The sequence below is a fragment of the Allobosea sp. P4_E12 genome (assembly GCF_056401655.1).
This window is the reverse complement of sequence record NZ_JBFUIY010000012.1, coordinates 99,391-125,175: the sequence shown is the minus strand read 5'-3', so window position 1 is coordinate 125,175 and position 25,785 is coordinate 99,391. Positions and strand designations below refer to the sequence as shown.

Below are 25,785 nucleotides of genomic sequence, written 5' to 3'. Positions count from 1 at the left end.
ACAGTCTTTATGACGCAGGTCGAACCCCACCGGATTAAACAATCCGGTGGGGTTTATCATATGGTGCGCTGCCATAACCTCGCGTTTCGCAGAGCAATGACGGGAAACGCCAGATGGACCGCCTCACGACACCGAACCGCCGCGCCTTCATCGCTGGGGCCGGGGCATCCGCCCTCGTAGCCGGCAGCGGGCCCGCGCGGGCTCAGAACTTCCCGACCCGGCCGATCATGCTTGTCGTGCCGTTCGCAGCCGGCGGCTCGACGGATATCGTTGCCCGCCTCGTCGGGGCAAAGATGGCGGATTCGCTCGGCCAGCAAGTGGTGATCGAGAACCGCGCCGGCGCAGGCGGCAATGTCGGCTCGACCGCGGTCGCTCGCGCCGCACCCGACGGTTACACGGTGCTGATGGGCACGATCTCGACCCATGCCCTCAATCCCGCGATCCTCAAGGTGGTGACGTTCGATCCGGTCAAGGATTTCACGCCGATCTCCCTGCTGGCCGTGGTGCCCAACGTCATGGTCGTGCACCCGAGCTTTCCGGCCAAGACGGTCCAGGAGGTCGTCAAGGTCCTGAAGGACAATCCCGGCAAATACTCCTACGCCTCATCGGGAGTGGGTACGCCGCTGCATCTTTCGGGCGAGCTGTTCAAGTCGCTGGGCGGCGTGAGCATGAACCATGTGCCCTATCGCGGCGCTGGCCCGGCTCTGAACGATGTCGTGGCTGGCGCCGTGCCGATCATGTTCGACAACCTGCCCTCCTCCGCGCAGTTCATTCGCAGCGGCCAGCTCCGCGCGATCGGCGTTACCACGAAGGAGCGCGTGCCCTCATTCCCGGAGATACCGACCATCGCCGAAGGCGGTCTTGCCGGCTATGAAACCTATACGTGGAACGCGCTGTTTGGCCCGGCGAATATGCCAAGGGCAGTCGTTGAGCGCCTGAACGCCGAAGCCAACAAGGCCCTGACAGACCCCAATGTGAAGCAGCGCCTGAACGATGTCAGTGCCGTCATCGTCGGCTCGACACCGGAGGCGCTGGGCGAACACGTCAAAGTCGAATTCGCGAAATGGGGGCCCATCGCCAAGGCATCCGGTGCGGCGCTTGAATGAGCGCTGCACCGCGCTGATCAAGCTGCCAGCAGTCCCAGGGCGGCATTGACCGCGTTCTCGGCCGGGCTCGCCCCGGCCGATTTCATGATGCGCTCGACATCTGCGAAACCCGCAAGCTGGGCCTCGCGCGCAGGCCCCTCGCTGAGGACCGCCAGCACAGCTGCGCTGAGCGCTTCGGGCGAGGCCTCGTCCTGGATGAACTCGGGAACGATGCGCGTGCCGGCGACGAGATTGGGCAGGATCACAGTCGGTAGCTTGATCAGCCTGCGCGCCAGCATCGCCTCCCAGGCCGCGCCGCGATACGCAGCGACCAGCGGTACCTGTGCCAAGGCGAGCTCGAGCGTCACGGTCCCGGAGGCCGCGAGCGCTACGCGCGCCGTGCGAAAAGCGGCAAGCTTGGCGTCTTCGCCATCGACGAGACGGGGCTTCACCGACCAGGTCGAGACAGCCTCTTCAATCATGCCGCGCAGATGCGGCACGGCCGGCAGCACGAAGCGCGCGCCGGGCACCTCGTTCGCGATGAGCGCGACCGTCTCGCCGAAGGCCGGCATGAGGTGGCTGATCTCCGAGCGACGGCTGCCGGGAAGGACCAGGATGTCCGGCGTTGAAGGAGCGTTGCGCCGCACCTGTTCCTCGGCGCTTGGCCGTAGCTCGGCGAGCCGCTCGATCAAGGGGTGACCGACATAGATCGTCTTCGGTCCGCCCAGCCTTTCCAGCGCAGCGGGCTCGAAGGGTAACAGCGCCAGGATGCGATCGACATGTGGCGCCATCTTGCGGGCGCGGCCAGAACGCCAGGCCCAGACGCTGGGGCAAACCCAATGCGCAATCGGGATTGCGGACGATGCCCGCCGGACTTTTTTCGCGACGCGCAGCGAGAAATCCGGGCTGTCGATGGTGAGCAGGAGATCAGGCGCGAAAGCAACGACCCCCTTGGCCGCATCAGACATGCGCCGGAGCAACAGGGGCAGCCGAGCCAGGACCGGACCAAACCCCATCACGGCGATATCGGATTGGGGAAAGAGCGGCCGCAGCCCCTGCGCGATCAGGCTCTCGCCGCCGACGCCCACGATCTCGAGCGGGCGATCCCCCAACCGCTGCCGCAGGACGGTGAGAAAACGCAGCGCCAGAGCATCTCCAGACGCTTCGCCCGCAATGACGGCGAGCCGGAAGGGCCGGATCACGCGACGCCCTCGACGAACAGGCCAAGCTCGTCGGCCAGTGCGCCCAATCGAACGCTGTCTCCGACAAGCACATTGCCGGCGCGAAGTGCGATGCCGGAGAGTCCAGCCTTGGCCGCGTTCCGCAGGGTTTCAGGTCCGATCGCCGGCATGTCGACGCGCAGGTCTTGGCCGTCCTTGGGGGCCTTGACCAGAACGCCGTCGCCCTTGTCGATCTTGAGACGCCCTGCGCTTACCAGCTCGGCGACGCGCCTGATCATGGCGTCGGTACCCTCTGCAGCCTCAATTGCCACGATACGATGATCGGCAACGATTGCGGCCTGACCGACATCGAAGGGCGACAAAGCCGCCAGCAAGGAGAAGCCATGTTCGATGCCGTCGCGCGCCACGGCCGAGACGCTGCGGCGCCCCAGTGGGCCGAGCGGCGCGGTCAAGCCCGGAGCGATCTCGGCTGGGCCATGAACGCGAAAACCCCGCCCCTCGAAGAACTGGACCACGCCCTTGAGCAAATGATCGTCTCCGCCGCGAAAGGCGCGAGCGAAATGGGGCAGGTATTTCAGCGTCGAGGGCTCGGGCATCAGCGAGCCAAAGCTCGGCCGCGGCAGCGCGCCGATCATGACGATATCGACGATCCCGCGTCGCTTGAGCTCGTCGAGCAATCGCCCGAGTTGTCCCAGGCGATAGACACGCGAGGATTCAGGATCGAAATCGCTGGGGTTGGCTGCACCGTCGATCGCCGCGATATAAAGCTGATGCCCCCGCGCTGTCGCCAGCCGGGCCAGATGCGGCGGGTATTCGCCGCCTCCGGCTATGATCGCGAGAGGAAAGGCGCCGGTCGCTGCGTCGCTGCCCGTGCTCACCGGTCGGGCGCGTTGACGTCGCGCGGAATGCAGATGGCGCGGTCGCTGCCCGAGCGGATGAAATCGAGGATCTCGAGCATCAGCGGGTGCGACGCAAATTCCGTCGCCACGTCTTCGACGCGCTCGGCCAAGGTGCCTTCATCGGCGAACAGCAGGCGATAGGCGCGCCGCAGCTCATGAATCTGCTCCCGCGAGAAACCACGCCGCTTCAGCCCGACCAGATTGAGCCCGGCCAGATGCGCAGGATTGTCCCGCACCATGCCGAAGGGAATGACATCATTCATCACGCCGGCGCCGCCGCCGATGAAGGCATGCTCTCCGATGCGAACGAACTGGTGGAGCCCCGTCCCGCCACTGACGATGACATAGTCGCCAACCTTGACATGGCCGGCGCTCATCACGTTGTTCGAGAAGATGACGTTGTTGCCGATCTCGTTGTCGTGGCCAACATGCGAATTGGCAAGGAACAGGCAGCGGTCGCCGATGACCGTCTTCATGCCGCCGCCTTCGGTGCCCGGATTCATCGTCACGCCTTCGCGGATCATGCAATCCGCGCCAATCGTCAGCGTCGACGGCTCGCCGTGATATTTGAGATCCTGCGGCGGGTGGCCGATGGAAGCGAAGGGGTAGATCCTGGTCCGGGGGCCGATCGTGGTTCGGCCGGCGATTGCAACGTGGCTCAACAGCTCAGCGCCGTCCCCGAGAACGACATGGGGGCCGACCGTGCAGAACGGACCGATAACGACCCCCTCGCCCAGCTGCGCAGCCGGGTCGACGACCGACATCGGATGGATAGTCGCACTCATGAAAGTTCTGTCCTGATTTCGACGGAAAGCGGCTGGCCTTAAGCCACCATCGCAGAGATCTCGGCCTCCGCGACAAGCACGCCGTCAACTTTCGCCTCACCGCGATAGAACCAGATATTGCGCTTGCGGGCGACCTTGGTGAGGTGGAAACGCAGGGTATCGCCCGGCACGACCGGTTTGCGGAACTTGGCCTTGTCGATCGTGGTGAAGAGGACGGACTGTACCGCTTCCTCGTCAATTCCCCGCGCGCTGACGACGAGCACGCCGGCGGTCTGCGCCATGGCCTCGATCATCAACACACCCGGAAAGACCGGACGGCCAGGAAAATGTCCGGTGAACTGGGGTTCGTTGGCGGTGACGTTCTTGATGCCAATGCCGGACTCGTCGCCATTCATCTCGATGACACGGTCGACGAGAAGGAACGGATAGCGGTGGGGAATGCAGGCCATGATCTTCTGAATATCGGCCACACCCAGCGATGTCGTCGCGTCGGTCATGCTCTCCCGTCTCCCGCGCAGGCCTGCCGGCTTCGCCCGCAAAGTTGTATCGTTTAAATCGATGCCGGAACAGGAGGTTGCGGCTGGCGCCGGGTTCCTGTCAGCTTCTATGCCCGTTTGCCGGAAATGGTACCGGACGATCAAGCGAATTCGACACGAGGCCCACTCTTCGCATGGATTGCGAAGGCTGCCTCGCGCTCTCGCGTATCCTCAGCTCTCCGAACCGCCCGAAGACTTGCCGCGCTTTGCAACAAGAGATTTGAGAAGCGCTGTCTCGCGCGCCCAGCTGAGCGCCGGCTGCGCGGGATAACCGCCATAGCGCGCGCCGCGAGGGATGTCACCGGCGACGCCGCTCTGGGCGGCAACCTGCGCGCCCATCCCGACCGTGAGATGGCCGGCGAGGCCAACCTGGCCACCCAGCACGACGAAATCTTCCAAAGTCGTAGAGCCGGCGATGCCAACCTGCGAAACGATCACGCAATGGCGGCCGATGACGCAGTTATGGCCGATCTGAACGAGGTTATCGATCTTGGTACCTTCACCGATGACCGTATCGCGGCTGGCGCCCCGGTCTATGCAGCTATTGGCGCCGATCTCGACATCATCCTGAATGATGACCCGCCCGATCTGCGGCACTTTCATATGGCCCTTCGGGCTCATCGCGAAACCAAAGCCATCCTGGCCGATCCGGACACCCGGGTGAATGATGACCCGGTTTCCGACCAGGGCCGATTGCAAGGTGCTGCCAGCGCCGATCGCACAATCACGCCCGATCCGGACCTGGGGGCCGATCACGGCATGCGAGGCGATCACGGAACCGGCGCCGATCTCGGCACCGGGGCCGACCACGGCACCCGGATCGATCGTGACGTTATCCTCGATCCTTGCCGTGGCGTGGACGAAGGCGCCCGGCGCGACCCCTTGCGAGCCAAAGACCGACCGTGGCTTGAGCGCATCGGGATAGAAGCGCGCCATGATCCGGGCAAAGGCATGGTAGGGCGCGGGCGATACGAGCGCGACAGTGCCCGCGGGAACACGGGCAGCGAACCGGGAAGAAACCAGGCACAGCCCCGCCGAAGTCCCCGCCAGCGCATCCGTATATTTGGGGTTGTCCATATAGGCGATGTCATCGGGCCCGGCGGCCTCGAGTGCGGCCGCGCCGGTAACGAGCCGCGTGGGCTCCACGCCCTCAGGCAGAGCAGCCCCTGAAATGGCAGCGACCTCGCCGTAGCTCAGCGAGGTCGCGATCGGGAAGAATTGAGGTTCTGACATGCAATGGATCCGTGCGGGGCGTTGCCGCCCCGCCGCGTCAGAAGCGGGTGCCGCCGGAGAAGCGGAAGGCCTGCAGACGGTCGCCGCCGTAACGGACGCCGGTGATCGGATCGCGCGTGCCCTCATCCTTGCTAAGGGCATAGGCATAGTCAAACCGGATCGGCCCGAGCGGCGACTGCCAGAGCAGGCTCGCGCCGATCGAGGAGCGGATGACGTTCTTGTCGCGAACGCAGGCCACGTTACTCTGGAACTGGGACGTGCTCGGGACATTGAACTGCCGGGGCTCCGACCCGCCCGGGCAAAGCCCGTTCGTCGTCGGGATCGGGCTGGTGATCACCTTCGAGCCGCCATCGTAGTCGAACAGCGTACCGGCATCGGCGAAGATCGCGCCGCGCAGGCCAAGGTCACGCGGCAGGCCCCAGATCGGGAACTGCACTTCGACCGAGCCACCGAAATACGACTGGCCGCCGAGAGCGTTGGCCGTCGGGTCGTTCAGCACGTCGCGCGGACCGATGCCCGACGGAGCGAAGCCACGCACCAGGCTCGGGCCGAGGAAGTAGTGATCGACCATGCGCAAGGTACCTTCCGTCGCCTGGACGTGACCGCCCTGGACCCGGAGGAAGCCGACGACATCGTCGAAGATCTCGCGGTAGTAGCGCGCATCCGCCGCGACACGAAGGAACTTCGAGTCGCCGCCAAGGCCCGCGAATTCCGGCTTCAACTCCGCAATGAAGCCGTTGCGCGGTGTCTGGTAGTTATCAAGCGAGTTGTAGTTCAGCGTCACGCCCGCAAGGGAGGTCAGCGTTTCGCCGCGGGCTTCCTTGACCGCGAGCGTCGCTTCGCCATTCGTCACGCAGTTGAAGTTCTGCGTTGCTGCAAATCCAGAGCCGGGCGCTCCAGGCGTAATCCCGGGGATCGGGAACGAGCAGTCGTTATACGGACGGCTCGACGTATTCGGGATCTTGATCTCGGTCGTGTAGAGCGAGTAGCGCGGCGTGATCGAGAACTCTTCCGTAATGGGGAAGGTGAACCGCAGCTGACCGCCGGTCACACGGCTTTCGTAGCGGCCGATATTGTAGTTGTCGTTGTACTTCGAGAACAGATCGATACCGGCCGCGATACGGCGACCGAGGAAATAGGGCTCGGTGAAGGAGAAATCGATGCCCTGGGTCCGCTGCCCCAGCGTGCCGGCAATCTTCACGAACTGGCCGCGGCCAAGGAAATTGGATTCCGACAGCGAGACTTCGCCGATGACACCGTCAGACGTCGAATAACCGCCCGCGATCGAGAAGGAGCCGGTGGCCTTGTCCTCGACGTCGATGTTCATGATCACCCGGTCAGGCGCGCTGCCCGGCTCATTGGTGATGCGAACCTTGTTGAAGAAGCCGAGATTGTTCAGGCGCCGCTCGGCGCGATCAACCATCACCTTGTTGTAGGCATCGCCCTCACCCAGATCGAGCTCCCGGCGAACCACATAGTCGCGGGTCCGCGTATTGCCGCGCACATTGATGCGCTCGACATAGACCCGCGGACCGTCTTCGACGACATAGGTGATGCCGATCAGGCGGCCAGCGGCGTCACGCTCACCGCGGGGGCGAACCTGCGCAAAGGGATGACCACGGCGGGACACCTCGGTCGTGAGGTTGACGAGCGACTTTTCGACCGCCTCGGCATTGTACGTATCGCCAGCCGAGGTCGCGAGGAGCCTTTGCATCGTCGCCGAGTCGATATCGCTGAGCTGCGAATCCACCGCGACGTTGCCGACCTTGTACTGCGGCCCTTCATCGACCGTGACGTCGATAACCCAGCCACCCTTGGCGTCATCGAAGCGCGCGTCGCTCGCAACGACCCGGAAGTCGGCATAGCCGTTCTTCAGGTAGAAGCGGCGAACCAGATCGAGATCGGACGCGATACGGTCGGGATCATAGACGTCGGAGGTCTTGATGAAGCTGAGGAAATTCGATTCCGTCGAGCTCATCAACCCGCGCAGACGCGATGCCGAATAGGCGCCGTTACCCGCGAAATTGATTTCCTTGATGCCGGTCTTGCCGCTCTCGACAATGGTGAAGACCACGTCCGAACGACCGTTGGGCAATGGCGCGATACGCCCGGAGATCGTCGCAGTGCCGTAACCGGCCCGGCGATAGACCTCCTTCAGGCGCTGCACATCGGAGTCGATCAGCGCCTGGCTCAGAGGGCCACGCGCCTTCGATTCGACCTGTTGCAGCAGGATCTCGCTCTTGAGGCGCTTGTTGCCTTCGAAGGCGACGCGATTGATCGTGTCGTTCTCGTGAACAGAGATCACAGTCTGGTTGCCGCGGCGGCTGACCTGGACGTTCGAGAACAGTCCGGTCGCCATCAGGCTCTGCCGAACCTCCTGCGGACCACCCTGCCCTGCATAGGACCGAATGGTCTCCGCGTCGACGCGGCGGTTGCCTTGGACAATCACGGCCTGCGCAAAAACAACGCCACCGCTAACGGCCAACATAAAGGCCGAAAGTCCGACTGATCGAGAGAGCCGCATTTTGAAAGACCGGCTCTTTGGGGTCGACGTCATCGGGTCGCCTATTCCATTTAGTAGGTCACCACCCCAACCGGGGACACCTGCCTTTGGGCAGGTGCATGGCGACATTGCAGACCAATCGCTTCTACAAAGTTTCCGACGAGGTGCAAACGAACATTGTCGTTAACAAATTATTTTTAACCTCGTCGTTGCCAGGAGGCCACGCGCCCTGAGCAAAGCGCCCGATTCGACGCAGCTTTTGGGCCTATCGGCAACGAACCTTGCCGCAGGTCACAGCATTCGTGGGCTTGCCAGTCGGAGTCTACAGACGCGAGTGGACGTGGACGATGTCATTCCAGGTCACAAAGAGCATCAGCATCAGGACCAGCCCAAAACCGACCCGAAAGCCGATTTCCTGGGCGCGCTCGCTCAAGGGGCGGCCGCGGAGAGCCTCGATCGCATAGAACATCAGATGTCCGCCATCGAGCATCGGAACCGGCAACAGGTTCATCAGGCCGATCGAGACCGACAGAATCGCCGCAAGATTGATCAGCGCGAGCAGGCCTCCATTGGAAGCAACCATCCCGGAAACCTGGGCGATGCGGATCGGCCCCGAAAGCTGATCCGTCGATTCACGCCCGCTGATCAATTTGGACAGATAGTCATAGGTCCGGTCGACCACAAACCAGGTCTCGGAGAATCCAACCTTCACGGCTTCACCGAGGCTGTAATGCTGGGTCGTCCAGTCCTCGGCCCGGCGGGAAGCCTGGACCCCGATAACGCCAATGCGCTGTTTGCCGAGAGCCGTCGATGTCTCGTTCAGATCAGGCGTGACAGGCAGGGTCACCATGGTGCCCGCGCGATCGACCGTCACCGAAAGGGTCTCGTTCGGATGTGTCGAGACCACTCTTTGCATGTCGCTGAAGCTGCGGATCTGCTTGCCGTCGATCGTCAGGACGACGTCCCCGGCGAGCAGACCTGCGCGCTCAGCGGCCTTCCCGGCAATCACCTGCTCGACCCGGGGCGTCAGGACCGGGCGACCGAAGGCGTAGACGGTCCCGGCAAAGATGAGGATGGCCAGTACGAAATTGGCAATCGGGCCGGCCGCGACGATCGCCACCCGTTCAGCGATCGATTGAGCCGGGAAGGAACGCGCTCGCTGTTCCTCCGTCATGCGCTCGACTTCAGCGCTATCGGCTGCGGAGCTCGAGGGATCCGCGTCACCGGAGAACTTCACATAGCCGCCGAGCGGGATCAGCGCGAAGCGCCAGCGCGTGCCGTGCTTGTCGACGAATCCGAAAATCTCGCGGCCGAAGCCGATCGAGAACACTTTCACGTCGACGCCGCACCAACGACCGACGAGGAAGTGCCCGAGCTCGTGCACGAAAACAACGATGGTCAGGACAAACAGGAACGGCACCAGGTAACTGAGCAGGAAGCTGCCCGAGTTCCAGACGGTCGCTGCAATATCCATAAAATTCTCCCGATTCCTGCCCCTTACGTGACAGTGAAGGTGCCCTTCGACAAGAGCAGGCGAGCGCGGTTTCTCGCCTCATGGTCAATGGCAAGGGCCGCTTCAATATCGACCGGTGCCGCGATGTCAGCACCGAGCCCGCTGCAGACGGCATCGACGAGAGCCGGGATGCCGGGAAAGCCGATCCGTCCGGCAAGAAAGGCCTCGACCGCGACTTCATTGGCGGCATTGAGGATCGCCGGCACCGCTCCTCCGGTCTCCAACGCTGCCATCGCCAGAGCAAGCGCCGGAAAGCGGGCAAGATCAGGGCGTTCGAAGGCCAGCGGCGCGGTCGTGACGAGATCGACGAAGCGCGTCGCCGGCGCATCGAGCCGGCCGTCGACGCCGAGGCAATGCGCGGCCGCAACCCGCATATCCGGAATTGCCATGCCTGCAGTGACCGAGCCATCGCGGAAGGTGACGAGGCCATGCACGATCTGCTGGGGGTGTACCAGAACATCGAGCTGATCATGTTTCAGCCCGAACAGGAAACAGGCCTCGATCAGCTCAAGGCCCTTGTTCATCATGCTGGCGGAGTCGACCGTGATCTTGGCGCCCATTGCGTAATTCGGGTGGGCCAGAGCCTGCTCCGGCTTGGCCGCCGCAATTCGTTCTGCCGACCAGGTGCGGAAGGGCCCCCCCGATGCCGTCAGCGTCATGGATCGGATCGCCGAGATCGGCTCGGCTCCAAGAGCCTGGACGAGAGCATTATGCTCCGAATCCAGCGGCAGGATGCGCGCGCCCACGGCCGTGGCCTGCGCCATCACGGCGGCACCGGCGCAAACCAGGCTCTCCTTGTTGGCGAGGGCAATCACGCGGCCAGGTGTCAGCGCGGCAAAAGTCGCTTCCAGACCTGCAGCTCCTGCTATGGCACTGACGACAATGTCGCTTGGCATCGCGACGGCATCGAGAACGGCCTGCCGCCCCGCCCCGCTGTCGATACCGCTACCGGCCAGGGCCTGCGCCAGAGCTTCGCCTCCCGCCTCGTCCGCCAAGGCGGCAAAGCGGGCACCTGTTTCGACCGCCACCCGGGCGAGGCTCGCAGCGTCCCGCCCGCCAACCACGACATCGATCTTCAGGCGTTCAGGATTCTCCGACACGACGTCGCGCGTCGACCGGCCGATGGAGCCTGTGGCTCCAAGAAGAGTGACGAGACGGCGCATGACGTCTTCAGAACTCCAGATGCGCCAGGAACAGTGCAGCACCAGCGAGGACCAGGACGGCCCAGTAGCCGTCAAGCCGATCGAAAAAGCCACCATGGCCCGGGATCAACTTGCTTGAGTCCTTGGTGCCAAAGCGACGCTTGACGGCCGATTCAAAGAGATCGCCAGCCTGGCTCACGATCGAGGCCGAAAGCGAGGCGGCGATCACAAAGGCCGGACCGACGACTGCGGCCGCCCCCGGGGTCAACACCCAGACGACATAACCACCGAGTGTGCCGGCAGCGGTTCCGCCGAGTGCGCCGGACCAGGTCTTCTTCGGACTGATCGCAGGCATGAGCTTCGGCCCACCAAGAGCCCGCCCCGTAAAATAGGCGGCAATATCGGTCAGCCAACAGACCGCAAAGGTCCAGATGATCACAGCAAACCCGAAATCCGGGAGTGCACGCAGCGCCGGCGTGATCAGGGCAAAGGCGAGCGCATAGGCGACACCGCAGGCCTCCAGCCAGTTCCGCTTCTCGAGAACCGGGGTCAGGAGCGCCCCGAAGAACGCAGCGAAGGCGGAAACACCGGCGAGCGCCACTGGACTGATCGGGGCGAAGCCAAGCGCCAGGCCGGCAATCGTAACGCCGATACCTGCGGGCACCGCGTTCCGGCGGCTCACGATCGCGAGCCACTCATAGGCGACCAATCCGGCAGCCAGCGCCCAGATGAGCCTGAACGGCCAGCCCCCGACAAATGTCGCAGCCACAATGCCCGCGGCCAGCACCAGCGCGGATGCGATACGCAGCTTCAGTTCGCTCGGGCCGGCGGCCGGACCGCCGGAAGGTTGGTCACTCACGCTACGCCCACATTGCGGCCGGATGGCTCCGACACGCCGCCGAAACGGCGTTCGCGGCGGCGATACTCGGCCAGCGCTTCTTCCAACGCCGCGCGATCGAAATCGGGCCAGAGTACCGGGGTGAAGACGAACTCCGCATAGGCGGCCTGCCAAAGCAGAAAATTCGAGATCCGTGTCTCGCCCGATGTGCGGATGACGAGCTCGGGGTCGGGCAGATCTGCGGTATCGAGCCGCGCAGAGATGCTGCTCTCGTCAATGGTGGTTGCGTCGACAAGGCCTGCCGCAACATCCGAGGCCAGTTGGCGCGCCGCTCGGACGATCTCGTCGCGCGAGCCATAGTTGAAGGCGACGACGAGCGTCATTCCCGTGTTGTTGCGCGTGGTCGCCTCGGCGTGCTCGACCAGACGGCGCAGATCGGGCGCCAGATCGCTCCTGCCGCCAATGACCCGGACCCGGACCCCAGCCGCACCGAGTTCGGTAAGATCCTTCTCGATGAAATGCTTGAGCAGCGTCATCAGAAACGAAACTTCGGCAGCAGGCCGGCGCCAGTTCTCCGTCGAGAAACTGTAGACCGTCAGAATCTCGATGCCGAGATCGCTGGCGTTGCGGACGGTCCGGCGCAAGGCCTCCAGCCCGCGCCGATGCCCTTCATGTCGCGGCAGGCCGCGCAACTGAGCCCAGCGCCCGTTGCCGTCCATGATCACTGCGACATGGGAGGGCCCTGCAGCCTGGACCTCCGGACGCTGGCCTGCTGACATTCTCGTGCCTCTTTCGGCGTTGCGTCCCGGATCATAGCCAGCGGCTCAAACCCGCCGGGCGACAGGATCAGACGTGCAGGATTTCCTTTTCCTTCGTCGCCAGCGCCTGATCGATCTCGGCGATATGCTGGTCTGTGACCTTCTGGACCTGATCCGACTCGCGCGTCACGTCATCCTTGGTCAGGTGACCGTCCTTCTCGAGCTTCTTGATCACGTCGATCCCGTCGCGGCGGACATGGCGCACAGCGATCTTGGATTCTTCGGCATATTTATGCGCGACCTTGACCATCTCCTTGCGGCGCTGCTCGTTCAGCTCCGGAATTCGGATGCGCAGCACCTGCCCTTCCGTCTGGGGGTTGAGGCCCAGATCGGATTCGCGGATCGCCTTCTCCACCGCCTGGACCATGCTGCGGTCCCAGACCTGGACACTGAGCAGGCGTGCTTCAGGCACGCTGACGGTGGCAAGCTGAGTCAAGGGTGTACGTGCACCATAAGCCTCGACCTGGATCGGATCGAGAACGTTGGCGGAGGCGCGGCCGGTGCGCAGGGAGGCGAGATCGCCTTTGAAGGATTGCACCGCGCCTTGCATCCGACGCTTCACGTCGGCGAGGTCGAATGTCGTCTGGGCCATTTTAGTCAAGACCTTGCAGATAATCGAAAACCGGCGCGACCATGGCCGCGGCCCCGCTCAGGGTCAAGGATTTCATGTTCCAACAGCACCTTCCCGGGACAATCTGCAAGGGAAAAACGCCTGAGGCAGGCCGGGCATGGCGGACGGGTGATCCGGAAYGGTGGCAAGACCGGGCGCCGCTTCCTAGCTTTAAGGTCGGGCCTCGGTCGAGACGTCACGGCCGAGCACAACCGAACCACGAGGAGGCCCCTTGCCCCGTCTGAACCGCATCATTGAAACTGCGCTCTACATCGACGATCTCGATCGCGCGCAGGAGTTCTATGAGACGAAGCTCGGATTGAAGCCGATGCTGAAGACGAGGACGCTGTTCGCCTATGATGTTGGCGGAGAGAGTGTCCTTCTGCTCTTCCTTCGGGGGCAATCTCTCCTCACCCAATCATCTGCGAAGGGCAATATTCCACCGCATGACGGCAGCGGCCCCCTCCATATCTGCTTCGCGATCGACACCAGCGAACTCACAGCCTGGGAAGAGCGGTTGCAGCAGCATGGAATCGATATCGAGGGCCGGATGAGCTGGGATCGCGGCGGAAACAGCCTCTATTTCCGTGACCCCGACGGCCATCTGCTTGAGTTGATGACGCCGGGGATCTGGCCGAACTACTGAGCCTTGCAACCGCGAGGGAATCCGGCGGTCAGGGCGTCACGTAGGTTGCCCTGCCCTCGCCGCGCAGAACGGCCGCAAGCGCGCCAGTTTCGGCGATCGAGAAGACGACGATCGTCAGCCCGGCGTCGCGCGCCAGCGCAAAAGCAGCCGTATCCATCACCTTGAGATCATGCCTGATCGCCTCGGCATGGGTCAGGCTCTCATAGCGCTTGGCGTTCGGATCCTTCTTCGGATCGGCGGTGTAGACGCCATCGACCTGCGTCGCCTTCAGCAATTGCTGGCAGTCGAGCTCGGCCGCCCGAAGGGCAGCTCCGGTATCGGTGGTGAAATAGGGATTGCCCGTGCCGCCCCCGAGAATGACGACCTTGCCGTGGCTGAGATGGTCGAGCGCGCGCCGGCGAGCGTAGCTCTCGCAGAGCGAGGGCATGGGCACAGCCGACATGGCGCGGGCCGGGGCGCCGGCGATCTCGATGGCATGCTCTAGCGCAAGAGCGTTCATCACCGTGCCGAGCATGCCGATCGAATCGGCGCTTGGTCGGTCGAGGCCCTTGTTCAAGCCCTGGACGCCGCGAAAGAAATTGCCGCCGCCGACGACGATCGCAATCTCGACACCTTCATGCGCGGCCTTTGCGATATCGGCGGCGAGCGCAGTCAGCGTCGTACCGTCGAGGCCGGATCCGGCCTTCCCCGCAAGGGCTTCGCCGGAGAGCTTCACAAGAACGCGTTTGGGTCTCACCGGCTTTCTCCATGGACTGGGACGGCGCGATTCGGCACCAACATCGTCTTCTTACAAAAAAGGCCGCGCAGAGCGCGGCCTTTTTCAGATCCTATCAACCGGCTTCTCAGCCCGTCGTGCCACCAGCCGCAGCGACTTCGGCAGCGAAATCGGTCTCTTCCTTCTCGATGCCCTCGCCGAGCGCGAAGCGAGCAAAGCCCGTCAGCTTGACCGGAGCACCGACCTTGCCCTCGGCTTCCTTCAGCACCTGGGCGACGGACTTCGAGCCGTCATGGATATAGGCCTGCTCGAGCAGGCAGTATTCCTTGGCGTAGCTCTTCAAGCCGCTCTCGGTGATCTTCTCGAGCACGTTGGCGGGCTTGCCGGCATTCTTCTCGGCCAGGATCGCCTTCTCGCGCTCCAGGATCGCCGGATCGACCGAAGCGAGATCGAGCGCGACCGGATTGGTAGCGGCGACGTGCATGGCAAGCTGACGACCGAGGGCTGCGAGCTCCTCGCCCTTGCCGGTCGTCTCGAGACCGACGATGACGCCGATCTTCCCGAGACCATCGGCGACCGAGCCGTGGACGTAATGGCCAATGACGCCGGCGCTGACCTTGACCTCGGCGACGCGGCGCAGGGTCATGTTCTCGCCAATCGTGGCGATGGCATTGGCGATGGCGTCAGCGACGGTGCCGCCGCCCGGATAGTGATGGGCGAGCAGTGCCTCGACGTCGCCGCCGCGCTCCAGCGAGACGTCGGCGATCGTGCGGGCGAGCGCCTGGAACTCGAGGTTGCGCGCAACGAAGTCGGTCTCGGAATTGACCTCGGCAACGACACCGCGGTTCTCGGACACGGCCACGGCGACCAGGCCCTCGGCGGCAACGCGGCCGGCCTTCTTCGCGGCCTTGGCGAGGCCCTTGGTGCGCAACCAGTCGATGGCGGCCTCGATGTTGCCGTCGGTCGCGGCCAGCGCGGTCTTGCAATCCATCATGCCCGCGCCAGTCTTGTCGCGGAGTTCCTTCACCATGCCGGCGGTGATCGCAGCCATCTGTCGTTCCTTGCTGTCATGTGCCGGGCCTGCGCAACGACGCTGGCGGCCAACGGCACGGTCTTCGATTTCAGAGCGCGCCATAGCGCGAAGGGAAAACGCCGACGCTCCGTGACCGGCCGTCGGCGTGACTTCATTCATCTGCCGCGCATTGCTGCGCTGCCGAGGCGACGCGCCGATGACGCGCCGCCCTGAGTTTGCTCTCAGGCCTCGGCGAGATCGCGCGCCTGGGCAACCCAGCCGTCGCGCTCGATGCGACCACCGAGCTTCAGATCGGCATCAACCTTGACGACATCGGCCGGCGACATCGCAGCGATCTGCCAGAAGTGGAACAGGCCACCGTCATTGAGCTTCTGAACCAGCTCCGGACCCATGCCGGAGAGCTTCATGAAGTCGTCCGGCGCGCCGCGCGGCGCAGTAAGCAGCTCGAACACCKGGGCAGCGTCTGCGGCCGGCTCGATGATCGCCGTCTCAACGATCGGGGCCTCGGCAGCACCGAGATCGATGCCATGGTCGCCCGAGGCGCGCGAGATGCCGTCGATGGCCGAACGGGCGATCAGGTCGCAATAGAGCTGGATGGCGCGGCCGGCGTCGTCATTGGCAGGCACCGGGTAGGTGATGCCATCCGGATCCGAGTTCGAGTCGACAATGGCGGCGACCGGGATGCCGAGGCGCTGGGCCTCCTTGATCGCGAGCGCTTCCTTGTTGGTGTCGATCACGAAGATCATGTCGGGCGTGCCGCCCATGTCCTTGATGCCGCCGAGCGCCTTCTCGAGCTTGTCGCGCTCACGCGCCAGCATCAGGCGTTCCTTCTTGGTCAGGCCGGTGCTGCCGCCATTCAGGAGCTCGTCGACCTTGCGCAGGCGCTGGATCGAGGCCGAGATGGTCTTCCAGTTGGTCAGCATGCCGCCGAGCCAACGGGAGTTCACGTAGTACTGAGCCGACCTCTTGGCAGCGTCGGCGATCGAGTCCTGCGCCTGGCGCTTGGTGCCGACGAACAGGACGCGGCCGCCACGGGCCACGGTGTCGCTGACAGCCTGCAGGGCGCGCGAGAGCATCGGCACCGACTGCGACAGGTCGAGAATGTGGATGTTGTTGCGGGTGCCGTAGATATACGGCGACATCTTCGGGTTCCAGCGGTGAGCCTGGTGRCCGAAATGCGCGCCGGCTTCGAGCAGCTGGCGCATGGAAAAGTCTGGCAGAGCCATGATTCGATCGTCCTTCCGGTTGAGCCTCTGGGGTGCGAATGAACAAGGCATGGACTGCCACGTCACCGGAACGCCTCGGAAGTGAGGCGATGCTCCCCATGTGGGATGGCCTGCGCCTTACACGGGAAAGCGTGGCAACGCAAGGCTCGCACCTCACCAGGTCATCGGCGCCGTGGCTTCTTTTGCGCGCCATGCGCCCATGCCGCCTCGAGCGCTCCGGCAAGTTCAGCCAGGCCCAGCCTGGAGAGATCGGCTGTCGTCCAACCCCGCTTGCCCCAGGCATTTGGCACCGGGCTGAAGGCATCCGGCGCCATCATGCACCTGAATTCCTGCTCCTCGGGCGAGAAGCCGAAATTCGCGCTGCAACCGTCAGGAGCGAGAGTGACGTAGATTCGCGAGACCTTGAAGGCGACCCGGTCGAAGTGCGGAGCCTCGACCGTGCCGTCCAGAGCCAGCGCCAGACGGCGCAGATCATCTCCCGTCGGCATCGTCCTCACCTCCCAAGCCAGAACGAATTCAGCCGGAAGCCGGATTCGCCGGCCTCATCATGACCGGCGACCATAACCCGAGAGCGCGACCCCGGATGGCTATTTGGGCAGGGCTGCGCCCGCTTGCTTCACCACATCGCCAATCTGCTTGCAGTAGGTCGCGGCCGATGCATTCTGGGCCTTGGCTATGGCCTCGATGTCCTGAGTGACGCCCATCATGGCGATCGTCCCCTTCTTGCCCTGCGCTTCGGCGGCATCCCCGCCGCTCTTGTCGGCAGGAGCCGGGATCAGGCCGAGCATCTTCTTCTGGATCTCGACCACATCAGCTCCGATGTGACCCTTCTCGTTGCAGTAGGTCAGGATCCCAAGCTGATTGCGGCCCGATTGATAGACGACAGCGAGCTGGTCGGCCTGGCTCTGCGCCAAGGCCGGACCGGCAGAGAGAACGGAAACCAGTGCGCCAACTGCGCAAAAGGGCTTCAAAAGAAACGACATAACGGCTTTCCCTCAAGCAATGAAGATCGGATCGACGCGTACCCCGCTTCCCCAGGGTCGTGACTAACCTTGCGGGCAGGTCAAGACAATCGCGCGACTGTCATGGCAGGGTACACTCAACCGGAGGTCGCCCCGCAGCGCAGCATTCCCGATCGTCCCCTTTTGGCAAGGATCCGGACAGCCGCCCGCCTTGCGACGGCGCCGCTCGGGCGCCAGGCGTCACGCAGCTGTCAGGGTTTCCGACTCGCGAGCAGACATAGCCTGAGCGATCAGAGTGAAGTCATGAGCGCTGACGGCGACCAGCCCGAAGCGAAACAGATAGCCCCAGTTCAGCCGCCCGGATGTCAATTCCAGCCTGTCGAGCAGTGGCTTGATCGATGCCTCGGATGCGGCAAGCCAGGCGACATCGCGCCGGGACGGTCGAAGCCGCCCCCCATATCGGCGGGATAGGGCTCATCGCCGCAGACTCGGCCGATCGCGGTGAAGGCCTGCAGCCTCTCCCCGCCACCGAAGGTTTCAGTCGGCGAGTAGCAGGCGACGCCATCACCGGCTCGAATCCGACGCAAGGGCCCGGTCTTGCCATGGCAAACCTGCATGAAGCCTCCGGCCACCCCTAGCCGGACATGCTCGGCTGAAGCGACGGCGATCCAATAGCCGGTCATGCTCGCCTCCTCAGGCTTCGGTCGGAGAGAAAACACGCAGGCGATGGCCATCCGGGTCGGTCGCGACAAAGGTGCGGCCGAAATCGAGATCGACCGGCTCCTGAAGGATGGTGATGCCGCGTTCCTTCCACTCCTTATGGATCGCATCGACCTGATCGGCGTGACCGACAGGCATGCCCAGTTCTCCGCCGCCACCGGCCGCTTCCGCTCCCGGCTCGACCGTATGGCGCGACCAGAGCCCGAGCATGATGCCCGACTTCAGCGCAAACAATGCAAAGGTCGGAGAGGCTTCAACCGGTTCGGCTCCGAGCAGCGCACGATAGAACCGGCAGCTAGCAGTCGGGCTGTCGACGTAAAGGATGACGAAACTGGCGTTCTGCATCGGTCGTGTCTCCGGTTGGGCGATGAGGAGATCCTAGATGCAGATGCTGCCAATTTCCGGCAGTGTCGCTCACGATGGCGGCGGAACTCCCTCCCGCTCGCGCCACTCCTTCAGCAAGCCCTGGCGCCGGCGCGGATAGCGGATATCGAGCGGCTGAACCTGCGAGATGCGGTCGGTGCGGAAATGCCGGAAATCCTGCCGCAGTTCGCACCAGGCGACGACGACGCGGACATGGTCGAAAAAGCTCAAGGCGAACGGCCAGACGACCCTCTCGCTCGCCTGCCCGGCACCATCCCGGTAGAGGATCGAGAGCTTGCGCTCTGAACGGATCGCCTTGCGGATGGCCGAGAGATCGAAGCTCTCCGCCATGATCGCGGCACCGGGGCCGACCAACAGGGCGGACGCCTCGGCATCATCGCGCAGATCCCCCGGCAGGACGGCGAGGATCTTGGCCAGCGCATCGCGCGCAGCCAGGGCAAGGCGGCCATCAGCCCGGTCGGAAACCCAGCGCGAGCCGAGCACCAGTGCTTCGATCTCGTCCTCGGAGAACATCAGCGGCGGCAGCATGAAACCCGGCTTGAGAACATAGCCCAGTCCCGGCTCCCCCTCGATCGGCGCGCCTTGCGCCTGCAAGGTGACGATGTCGCGGTAGAGGGTGCGTATGCTGACACGGAGCTCGTCGGCGAGCCGCCGGCCGGAGACCGGGCGACGATGGCGCCGCAGCAGCTGGATCAGATCAAGCAGGCGTTGCGAGCGCGACATCTGCCTGCGTCACATTGGTAACTCCTGCGGGGCGAAGCGCCTCACCCCCAGCGCCGACATGTCGGACCAGGCCTTGGCCAGCGAGCCATTGAGATCAATGGCGCGGCAGGCCTCCTCGACAACAAAGGTCTCCAGCCCGCTCCGGGCAGCATCCTGCGCCGTCCAGTTGACGCAGAAATCCGTCGCGAGCCCGACAATGGCGACTCGCGAGATGCCGCGCTCCTTGAGATAGCCCCCCAATCCTGTGGGTGTCACACGGTCGGCCTCGAAGAAGCCGGAGTAGCTGTCGATCCCGGATCGATAGCCCTTGCGGATGATGGCTTGGGCATGCGGCAGGTCGAGGCCTGGATGAAACTCCGCGCCTCGCGTGCCCTGGACACAGTGATCAGGCCAAAGCACCTGCTCGCCATAGGCCATCGCCACACTCTCAAAATGCTTCCTGCCAGGATGGTGCGAGGCAAAGGAGGAGTGCCCCGCCGGATGCCAGTCCTGGGTCAGGACCACCGTTTCAAAGCGGAGACCGAGCGCGTTGACCAGAGGGATGATCTCGTCTCCGCCAGTAACGGCGAGACGGCCGCCCGGGCAGAAATCGTTCTGCACATCGACGACAATCAGCGCTGTCATGCTGCCCTCTCCGCCTCTCAGCGCAATTCGACGCTGACCACTCCCGGCGCCGCCCGTACCGCGTTGGCAATCTGCTGGTTGACCGGGTAGCGGCCCGGCAACTCGATCTCGACCTCCTGCGCGCCGTCATCGAGGATCATGATCACCGCAACCTTGCCCTCGGCGCGGGCGCCTTCGCGCGGGCGAATGCGCTCCGCAATGCTGCCCAGTGCCCTGTCGTCGCGCAAGTAGACCAGCAGATCCTGTTTCTGGCGAGCGGCCAGATCATCGAGCACCTCGACATCCTCGATGCGTGGTCGCACATCCTCGCCATCGAGTACCGCGCTGAGGCGCAACACCAGCGCCCGGCCCGGCTCCAGCAGATCGCGGTAACGCTGCAGTCCTTCCGAGAACAGGATCGCCTCGAACTGCCCGCTGGGGTCTGACAGGTTGACGATGCCCATCTTGTTGCCGGATTTGGTGCGCCGCTCCGACTTGTCGATGACCGAGACCGCAACTTTGGCGACGGAGGTTCCGTTTGCCCTGACCGTCTTGGCAAAATCGGCAAAGCGCTGAACGCGCAGCCGCTTCAACACATGTTCGTAATCGTCGAGCGGATGCCCCGACAGGAAGAAGCCGACAGCGTCATGTTCGCGCCGCAGCCGCTCTGCCGGCGCCCACGGCTCGGTCGGCGGGATGCGAAAGGCTTCCGCGACGGAGCCCCCACCAAAGAGCTCGGACTGGCCACCGGCAGCCGCCTCGCGCGTGCGGTTGGAGAGCGCCAGCATGCCGTCGATCGCCGCCATGGCACGTGCACGGTCCTTCTCCAGCGGATCGAGCGCACCAGCGGCGATCAGGGCCTCGATCGTGCGGCGATTGACGAGCTTGGTGTCGATGCGGCGCGCAAAATCGGCGAGATCGCGGAACGGCCCGTCCGAATTACGCGCCACGACGACGGATTCGACCGCCGTGCGCCCCACCCCCTTGATCGCGCCGAGCGCGTAGCGGATCGCGCCATCGGCCACGTCGAACTCGACGCCCGAGCGGTTGATCGACGGCGGCTCGACCGTGATGCCGAGGCGCTCGGCATCGCGCCGGAATTCCGAGAGCTTGTCGGTGTTGCCCATGTCGAGCGTCATCGACGCGGCGAGGAACTCGACTGGGAAGTTCGCCTTGAGATAGGCGGTCTGGAACGCGACGACGGCATAGGCGGCGGCATGGCTCTTGTTGAAGCCGTAGTCGGCGAATTTCGCGAGCAGGTCGAAGATCTCGGAGGCGATGCTCTTCGTCATGCCGCCTTCGACGGCGCCCTTCACGAAGCGGTCGCGCTGAGCGTCCATCTCCGCCTTGATCTTCTTACCCATGGCGCGACGCAGCAGATCGGCCTCACCGAGCGAATAGCCCGAGAGCGCCTGAGCCACCTGCATCACCTGTTCCTGGTAGACGATGATGCCATGCGTTTCGGCCAGGATCGGTTCCAGCTTCGGATGGAGATAGGTGGGATCCTCCAAGCCGAGCTTGCGGCGGCAATAGGTCGGGATGTTGTCCATCGGACCCGGCCGGTAGAGGGCGACGAGCGCGATCAGGTCCTCGATCCGGTCGGCCTTCATCTCGACCAGGGCCTTGCGCATGCCCGCCGATTCAACCTGGAACACGCCGACCGTCTCGCCGCGCGCCAGCATCTCGTAACTCTTCGGATCGTCGAAAGGCAGCTTGGCGAGGTCGATCTGGATGTCGCGCTGGGCAATCAGCGTGACGGCGGTCGTCAGCGTCGTCAGCGTCTTGAGGCCGAGGAAGTCGAACTTCACCAGGCCGGCCTGCTCGACCCATTTCATGTTGAACTGGGTCACGCGCATACCGGTACGCGGATCGACCGAGAGCGCGACGAGTTGCTCGAGCGGTCGATCGCCGATCACCACGCCTGCGGCGTGGGTCGAAGCGTGGCGGTGAAGCCCTTCCAGTTTCTGGGCAATTTCGAGCAGGCGGGCCACAACCGGCTCTTCGTCCGCAGCCGCCTGCAGCTTCGGCTCGCCAGCGATCGCCTCCGGCAGCGAGATCGGCTTCGCCGGGTTCTGCGGCACCAGCTTGGTCAGCTTGTCGACCTGGCCATAGGGCATTTCCAGCACGCGGCCGACGTCGCGCAGCACACCACGCGCCAGCAGCGTGCCGAAGGTGATGATCTGCGCAACGCGCTCCTCACCATAGCGCCGCTTGACGTAGTCGATCACCTCTTCGCGTCGGTTCTGGCAGAAGTCGATGTCGAAGTCCGGCATCGAGACGCGGTCGGGATTGAGGAAGCGCTCGAAAAGCAGGCCGAAGCGGAGCGGATCGACGTCCGTGATGGTCAGCGCATAGGCAACGAGCGAACCCGCGCCGGAGCCGCGTCCCGGCCCGACCGGGATGCCCTGGTCCTTCGCCCATTTGATGAAGTCCGAGACGATGAGAAAGTAGCCCGGGAACTTCATGCGGTTGATGATCGAAAGCTCGAAATCAAGCCGCGACTCGTATTCACCGACAGTATAGCCCGAAGCCGGGCCGTGCTTGGACAGCCGAGCCGCCAGACCGGCGCGCGCCTGGACCTCGAGCTCCTCTGCCTCGTCGCGCCCCTCCTCGCCGAAACGCGGCAGGATCGGCTTGCGTGTCGTGACGCGCCAGGTGCAGCGCATCGCGATCTCGACGGTCGCGGCCAGCGCCTCCGGCAGATCGGCGAAGCGGCGCTTCATCTCGGACCGGGTGACGAAGAAATGCCCTGGCGTCACGCGCCGGCGCTCGCCGTCGGAGACCAGCCGCCCTTCGGCTACCGCAAGCAGCGCATCATGCGCCTCGAAATCCCCGGCCTTGGCAAAGAAGGGCTCGTTGGTCGCGACGATGGCGAGTTCGGAATCATAGGCGAGCCTGAGCAGATGCGCCTCGACGGCAGCCTCGCCATCACGGCCATGGCGCTGGATCTCGACATAGAGCCTGTCGCCGAAGATTTCGGCGAGCTTTGCCAGGCGAGCGCCAGCCTGGGCTACCTGCCCGGCACGCAGCGCACTGTCGATCGGGCCGCCCGGCCCGCCGGTCAACGCGATCACGCCGTCATGATGTGCCGTCAGTTTCTCGAGCGACGAAATCGGCTGCCCGGCGCCGCCGCTTGCGAGACACGCTTCGGTGACGAGTTTCATCAGATTGCCGTAGCCCGCCTCGGACATGGCAAGCAGCACGATGTGCGGCACGGCCTGCGCCTGAACGGGCCGGCGGCCGCTATCCACCTCGTCGGCGAAATCGACCGAGAGCTGGACGCCCACGATGGGCTGGATGCCGCCACCAGCGAGCTTCTCGGAGAATTCGAGTGCGCCGAAGAGATTGTTGCTGTCGGTCAGGGCCAAAGCGGGCTGGCCGTCCGCAGTGGCTAGCTTGGCCAGCGTGCTGACCGTCATGGCCCCTTCGAGCAGGGAATAGCTCGAATGAACGTGGAGATGGACGAAACCCACCTCGGACAGAATGCGGGACCGGCCCTGCTCACGACTCATCGGGTCACCTCGTCCGCCCTTATGGAGCGGGCCGACCGGTCCAGTCGAGAGGCTTTCCGCCCGGCTGTGGATGGCTCAGACGCTAGGAGCGGCGAGCAGCGCCGCCCAGAGCCAGATCATCCCAAGGAAGAGGCCGAGCGAGGCAAGCTCCACCATTCCGACGACCAGCTTACGTGCTAAAACCATCTTGACCTCCAGATGTTCGCTATATGTCCATCATAATTCCTGTTTTGTTCTCGTCAATCGCGCAGCGTTAGTTCCATTCTGGACGTCTGGATGGAGGTTAATAACCCCTTGATGGTGGTGGAAGGCGATTAACCCTTCGGCGTAGGTCGCGTACGCTTTCCCGTCGGCGCATTCAGGCTCGTCCACGGCTGTCGGCGCCGCGGAATCTGCTAGAGAGCCGCATGGACCAAAGTTCAGATGCCTCCGGCGCTTCCGTCGCCAATCTCCGCTCAGAACCCGCCGAGGCGAACCAGCAGGACGAGCGCGCGTCAGCCTCCGGCAGCACGCGTAGCCCCGCGCTGGGCATCGTCCTGATGGCCATATCGATGCTGTTCATCCCGGGCGCGGATGCGATCGGCAAGTATCTCAGCGGAGCGCATTCCCCGGCCTTTCTAAGCTGGGCTCGTTATGTCGCGGCGCTCGGCTTCGTACTGCCTGTCGTGCTGTATGTGCAGGCGCGCGCGCCGGCGCCGCTGATTGGCCGCAACCAGATCCTGCCGCAGCTTCTGCGCACCGCCTTCCTCGTTGGCGCGATGACGCTCTATTTCACCGCAATCGCGCGCATTCCGCTTGCCGACGCTCTGGGTGCCTACTTCATCGCGCCGATCATCGCGACCCTGCTGGCCATGATTGTCCTGCGCGAGCGGCTTGATCGCCGAAAGCTGGCGGCCGTCATTCTAGGCTTCATCGGAGCCATGCTGATCGTGAGATCGGGCGCTGACGGCAGTTCCGGCACGCTGATCGCGCTGGCGTCGGGCGGACTGATGGCGTGCTACCTTGTGATGACCCGAGCGACCGCCCAGGGCAGCACACCGCTGTCGGCACTGACCATCCAGCTCGTCTTCGGCATCCTGTTGCTGACGCCTATCGTCCTGTTCCAGTGGACGGTGCCCAATCGCGAGGAGATTCTGCTGATCCTCCTGATGGGACTGCTTTCGGCCGTCAGCAACCTGCTCACGATCAGCGCCTTCAGAATGGCGCCGGTCTCGACGCTGTCGCCGCTCGTCTATCTCGAACTGCTTGGCGCGACCGCGCTGGGTTACGCGATGTTCGACGATCTGCCATCGACCGCGACCTGGATCGGCATTCTCGTGATCGTGATTGCCGGCCTTGCCGTCGTGGCGCCAGCTCGCGGAAAGCGCGGGCGCGCCCGGTAGTGCGCAACGGGAGAAGCCGTGCCCGCGCTAACGCAGCGGAACGACCAGCCCGTCCCGAATCGTCACCTGCCGGTCCATCCGCCGGGCGAGGTCGAGATTATGGGTCGCGATCAGGGCCGCGAGACCCGAAGCCCGGGCCAAGGCGACCAGCGTGTTGAAGACATGCAGCGAGGTGTGAGGGTCGAGATTGCCGGTCGGCTCGTCCGCGAGGAGCAGACGGGGCGCATTGGCGACCGCACGCCCAATCGCGACGCGCTGCTGCTCGCCACCGGAAAGCTCGCCCGGAAGATGGTCGAGCCGCTCGCCGAGCCCGAGAAAGGCGAGCAGTTCAGTCGCCCGCTCCTCGGCTTCCCGCTTCCGCAGGCCGCGAATGCGCTGCGGCAGCATGACGTTCTCGAGCGCCGTGAATTCAGGCAGCAGATGGTGGAACTGGTAGACAAAACCGATCTCGGTGCGGCGCAGCCGGGTGCGGCCCTTGTCGTCCAGCTTGCTGGTCGCGATTCCGCCGACGAAGACCTCGCCGCTATCGGGTTTCTCGAGCAGGCCGGCGACATGGAGGAGCGTCGATTTGCCGGTACCGCTCGGTGCAACAAGCGCGACAAGCTCGCCCGGCCACAGTGCGAAATCCGCCTTGCGCAGGATCTCGAGCGGAGCATCGGTCTGTGGGTAATAGCGCTCGATCTGGGAGAGGAAGAGCGCCGGTGTTTCGCGTTGCATGGCCACGGGTTCTTCTGCC

The 25,785-nt window shown here is 64.2% G+C and carries 25 protein-coding genes; 3 read left to right on the top strand and 22 right to left on the bottom strand.

The features are described from left to right. The first annotated feature begins 113 nt into the window (after positions 1 to 113). Positions 114 to 1,106, top strand: a complete 993-nt coding sequence (locus AC1DW9_RS17285) for a Bug family tripartite tricarboxylate transporter substrate binding protein (RefSeq protein ID WP_476775406.1) — start codon at positions 114 to 116, stop codon at positions 1,104 to 1,106. Positions 1,107 to 1,123: 17 nt separating this feature from the next. Here the strand turns inward: AC1DW9_RS17285 and lpxB are convergent, their stop codons facing one another. The 11 genes from lpxB to frr form a co-directional block, all read right to left on the bottom strand. Beyond that, positions 1,124 to 2,287, bottom strand: a complete 1,164-nt coding sequence (gene lpxB, locus AC1DW9_RS17280; protein ID WP_476775407.1) for a lipid-A-disaccharide synthase — start codon at positions 2,285 to 2,287, stop codon at positions 1,124 to 1,126. Then, positions 2,284 to 3,144 carry an LpxI family protein gene (locus AC1DW9_RS17275; RefSeq protein WP_162768454.1) on the bottom strand — a complete coding sequence of 287 codons (861 nt, stop codon included), beginning with the start codon at positions 3,142 to 3,144 and terminating at the stop codon, positions 2,284 to 2,286. The genes lpxB and AC1DW9_RS17275 overlap by 4 nt, the downstream gene beginning before the upstream one ends. Then, positions 3,141 to 3,950 (bottom strand): acyl-ACP--UDP-N-acetylglucosamine O-acyltransferase, encoded by an 810-nt coding sequence (gene lpxA / locus AC1DW9_RS17270; RefSeq protein WP_113518509.1) that lies wholly within the window; start codon positions 3,948 to 3,950, stop codon positions 3,141 to 3,143. The genes AC1DW9_RS17275 and lpxA overlap by 4 nt, the downstream gene beginning before the upstream one ends. Before the next feature lie 38 nt (positions 3,951 to 3,988). Next, positions 3,989 to 4,447 carry a 3-hydroxyacyl-ACP dehydratase FabZ gene (fabZ, locus tag AC1DW9_RS17265; protein WP_043236894.1) on the bottom strand — a complete coding sequence of 153 codons (459 nt, stop codon included), beginning with the start codon at positions 4,445 to 4,447 and terminating at the stop codon, positions 3,989 to 3,991. 210 nt (positions 4,448 to 4,657) lie between these two features. Then, positions 4,658 to 5,719, bottom strand: coding sequence for a UDP-3-O-(3-hydroxymyristoyl)glucosamine N-acyltransferase (lpxD, locus tag AC1DW9_RS17260; protein WP_441505539.1), 1,062 nt, complete (start codon positions 5,717 to 5,719; stop codon positions 4,658 to 4,660). 37 nt (positions 5,720 to 5,756) lie between these two features. Continuing rightward, positions 5,757 to 8,276 carry an outer membrane protein assembly factor BamA gene (bamA, locus tag AC1DW9_RS17255; protein WP_441491820.1) on the bottom strand — a complete coding sequence of 840 codons (2,520 nt, stop codon included), beginning with the start codon at positions 8,274 to 8,276 and terminating at the stop codon, positions 5,757 to 5,759. Between the two features lie 268 nt (positions 8,277 to 8,544). Further along, positions 8,545 to 9,696: an RIP metalloprotease RseP gene (rseP, locus tag AC1DW9_RS17250; RefSeq protein WP_441505537.1), complete on the bottom strand. Its 1,152-nt coding sequence runs from the start codon at positions 9,694 to 9,696 to the stop codon at positions 8,545 to 8,547. 23 nt (positions 9,697 to 9,719) lie between these two features. Continuing rightward, positions 9,720 to 10,898: a 1-deoxy-D-xylulose-5-phosphate reductoisomerase gene (gene dxr / locus AC1DW9_RS17245; protein ID WP_476775408.1), complete on the bottom strand. Its 1,179-nt coding sequence runs from the start codon at positions 10,896 to 10,898 to the stop codon at positions 9,720 to 9,722. A 7-nt stretch (positions 10,899 to 10,905) separates the two neighbouring features. Further along, positions 10,906 to 11,736, bottom strand: coding sequence for a phosphatidate cytidylyltransferase (locus AC1DW9_RS17240; RefSeq protein WP_441505535.1), 831 nt, complete (start codon positions 11,734 to 11,736; stop codon positions 10,906 to 10,908). Continuing rightward, positions 11,733 to 12,494 (bottom strand): isoprenyl transferase, encoded by a 762-nt coding sequence (locus AC1DW9_RS17235; protein WP_441491824.1) that lies wholly within the window; start codon positions 12,492 to 12,494, stop codon positions 11,733 to 11,735. The genes AC1DW9_RS17240 and AC1DW9_RS17235 overlap by 4 nt, the downstream gene beginning before the upstream one ends. A 67-nt stretch (positions 12,495 to 12,561) precedes the next feature. Beyond that, positions 12,562 to 13,125 carry a ribosome recycling factor gene (gene frr, locus AC1DW9_RS17230; RefSeq protein WP_069880717.1) on the bottom strand — a complete coding sequence of 188 codons (564 nt, stop codon included), beginning with the start codon at positions 13,123 to 13,125 and terminating at the stop codon, positions 12,562 to 12,564. Between the two features lie 250 nt (positions 13,126 to 13,375). On the opposite strand from frr, the gene AC1DW9_RS17225 reads away from it, so the two are divergent. Then, on the top strand, positions 13,376 to 13,789 hold the full coding sequence (locus tag AC1DW9_RS17225; RefSeq protein ID WP_476770096.1) for a VOC family protein: 414 nt from the start codon (positions 13,376 to 13,378) through the stop codon (positions 13,787 to 13,789). Positions 13,790 to 13,817: 28 nt separating this feature from the next. Here the strand turns inward: AC1DW9_RS17225 and pyrH are convergent, their stop codons facing one another. The 10 genes from pyrH to dnaE all read right to left on the bottom strand — a co-directional run bounded on the left by pyrH (position 13,818) and on the right by dnaE (position 23,667). Next, the gene (gene pyrH, locus AC1DW9_RS17220; RefSeq protein WP_069880715.1) at positions 13,818 to 14,525 is read right to left on the bottom strand and encodes a UMP kinase; all 708 of its coding nucleotides are present in this window, start codon (positions 14,523 to 14,525) and stop codon (positions 13,818 to 13,820) included. 106 nt (positions 14,526 to 14,631) lie between these two features. Then, positions 14,632 to 15,555 carry a translation elongation factor Ts gene (gene tsf / locus AC1DW9_RS17215; protein WP_113518499.1) on the bottom strand — a complete coding sequence of 308 codons (924 nt, stop codon included), beginning with the start codon at positions 15,553 to 15,555 and terminating at the stop codon, positions 14,632 to 14,634. Positions 15,556 to 15,758: 203 nt separating this feature from the next. After that, positions 15,759 to 16,763: a 30S ribosomal protein S2 gene (locus AC1DW9_RS17210; RefSeq protein WP_476855136.1), complete on the bottom strand. Its 1,005-nt coding sequence runs from the start codon at positions 16,761 to 16,763 to the stop codon at positions 15,759 to 15,761. Between the two features lie 161 nt (positions 16,764 to 16,924). Further along, positions 16,925 to 17,251 (bottom strand): MmcQ/YjbR family DNA-binding protein, encoded by a 327-nt coding sequence (locus AC1DW9_RS17205; RefSeq protein WP_441491827.1) that lies wholly within the window; start codon positions 17,249 to 17,251, stop codon positions 16,925 to 16,927. A 99-nt stretch (positions 17,252 to 17,350) separates the two neighbouring features. Continuing rightward, positions 17,351 to 17,746, bottom strand: coding sequence for a pore-forming ESAT-6 family protein (locus AC1DW9_RS17200; RefSeq protein WP_441491828.1), 396 nt, complete (start codon positions 17,744 to 17,746; stop codon positions 17,351 to 17,353). A gap of 344 nt (positions 17,747 to 18,090) precedes the next feature. Then, on the bottom strand, positions 18,091 to 18,408 hold the full coding sequence (locus AC1DW9_RS17195) for an EVE domain-containing protein (protein ID WP_441505534.1): 318 nt from the start codon (positions 18,406 to 18,408) through the stop codon (positions 18,091 to 18,093). 10 nt (positions 18,409 to 18,418) lie between these two features. Further along, positions 18,419 to 18,790, bottom strand: a complete 372-nt coding sequence (locus AC1DW9_RS17190; protein WP_441491830.1) for a VOC family protein — start codon at positions 18,788 to 18,790, stop codon at positions 18,419 to 18,421. 69 nt (positions 18,791 to 18,859) lie between these two features. Then, a complete protein-coding gene (locus AC1DW9_RS17185; RefSeq protein WP_441505533.1) occupies positions 18,860 to 19,552 on the bottom strand; it encodes a helix-turn-helix transcriptional regulator in 693 nt (230 codons plus the stop codon). Between the two features lie 9 nt (positions 19,553 to 19,561). Then, positions 19,562 to 20,176: a bifunctional nicotinamidase/pyrazinamidase gene (gene pncA, locus AC1DW9_RS17180; RefSeq protein WP_441505532.1), complete on the bottom strand. Its 615-nt coding sequence runs from the start codon at positions 20,174 to 20,176 to the stop codon at positions 19,562 to 19,564. A gap of 17 nt (positions 20,177 to 20,193) precedes the next feature. Further along, positions 20,194 to 23,667: a DNA polymerase III subunit alpha gene (dnaE, locus tag AC1DW9_RS17175; RefSeq protein WP_441505531.1), complete on the bottom strand. Its 3,474-nt coding sequence runs from the start codon at positions 23,665 to 23,667 to the stop codon at positions 20,194 to 20,196. A gap of 407 nt (positions 23,668 to 24,074) precedes the next feature. Here dnaE and AC1DW9_RS17170 point away from each other — a divergent pair, with 407 nt between their 5' ends. Beyond that, positions 24,075 to 25,049 (top strand): DMT family transporter, encoded by a 975-nt coding sequence (locus tag AC1DW9_RS17170; RefSeq protein WP_476775409.1) that lies wholly within the window; start codon positions 24,075 to 24,077, stop codon positions 25,047 to 25,049. A gap of 27 nt (positions 25,050 to 25,076) precedes the next feature. On the opposite strand, the gene AC1DW9_RS17165 is transcribed toward AC1DW9_RS17170, so the two are convergent. After that, complete coding sequence (locus AC1DW9_RS17165) at positions 25,077 to 25,766, bottom strand: ABC transporter ATP-binding protein (protein ID WP_069880703.1); 690 nt, start codon at positions 25,764 to 25,766, stop codon at positions 25,077 to 25,079. Positions 25,767 to 25,785: the final 19 nt, after the last annotated feature.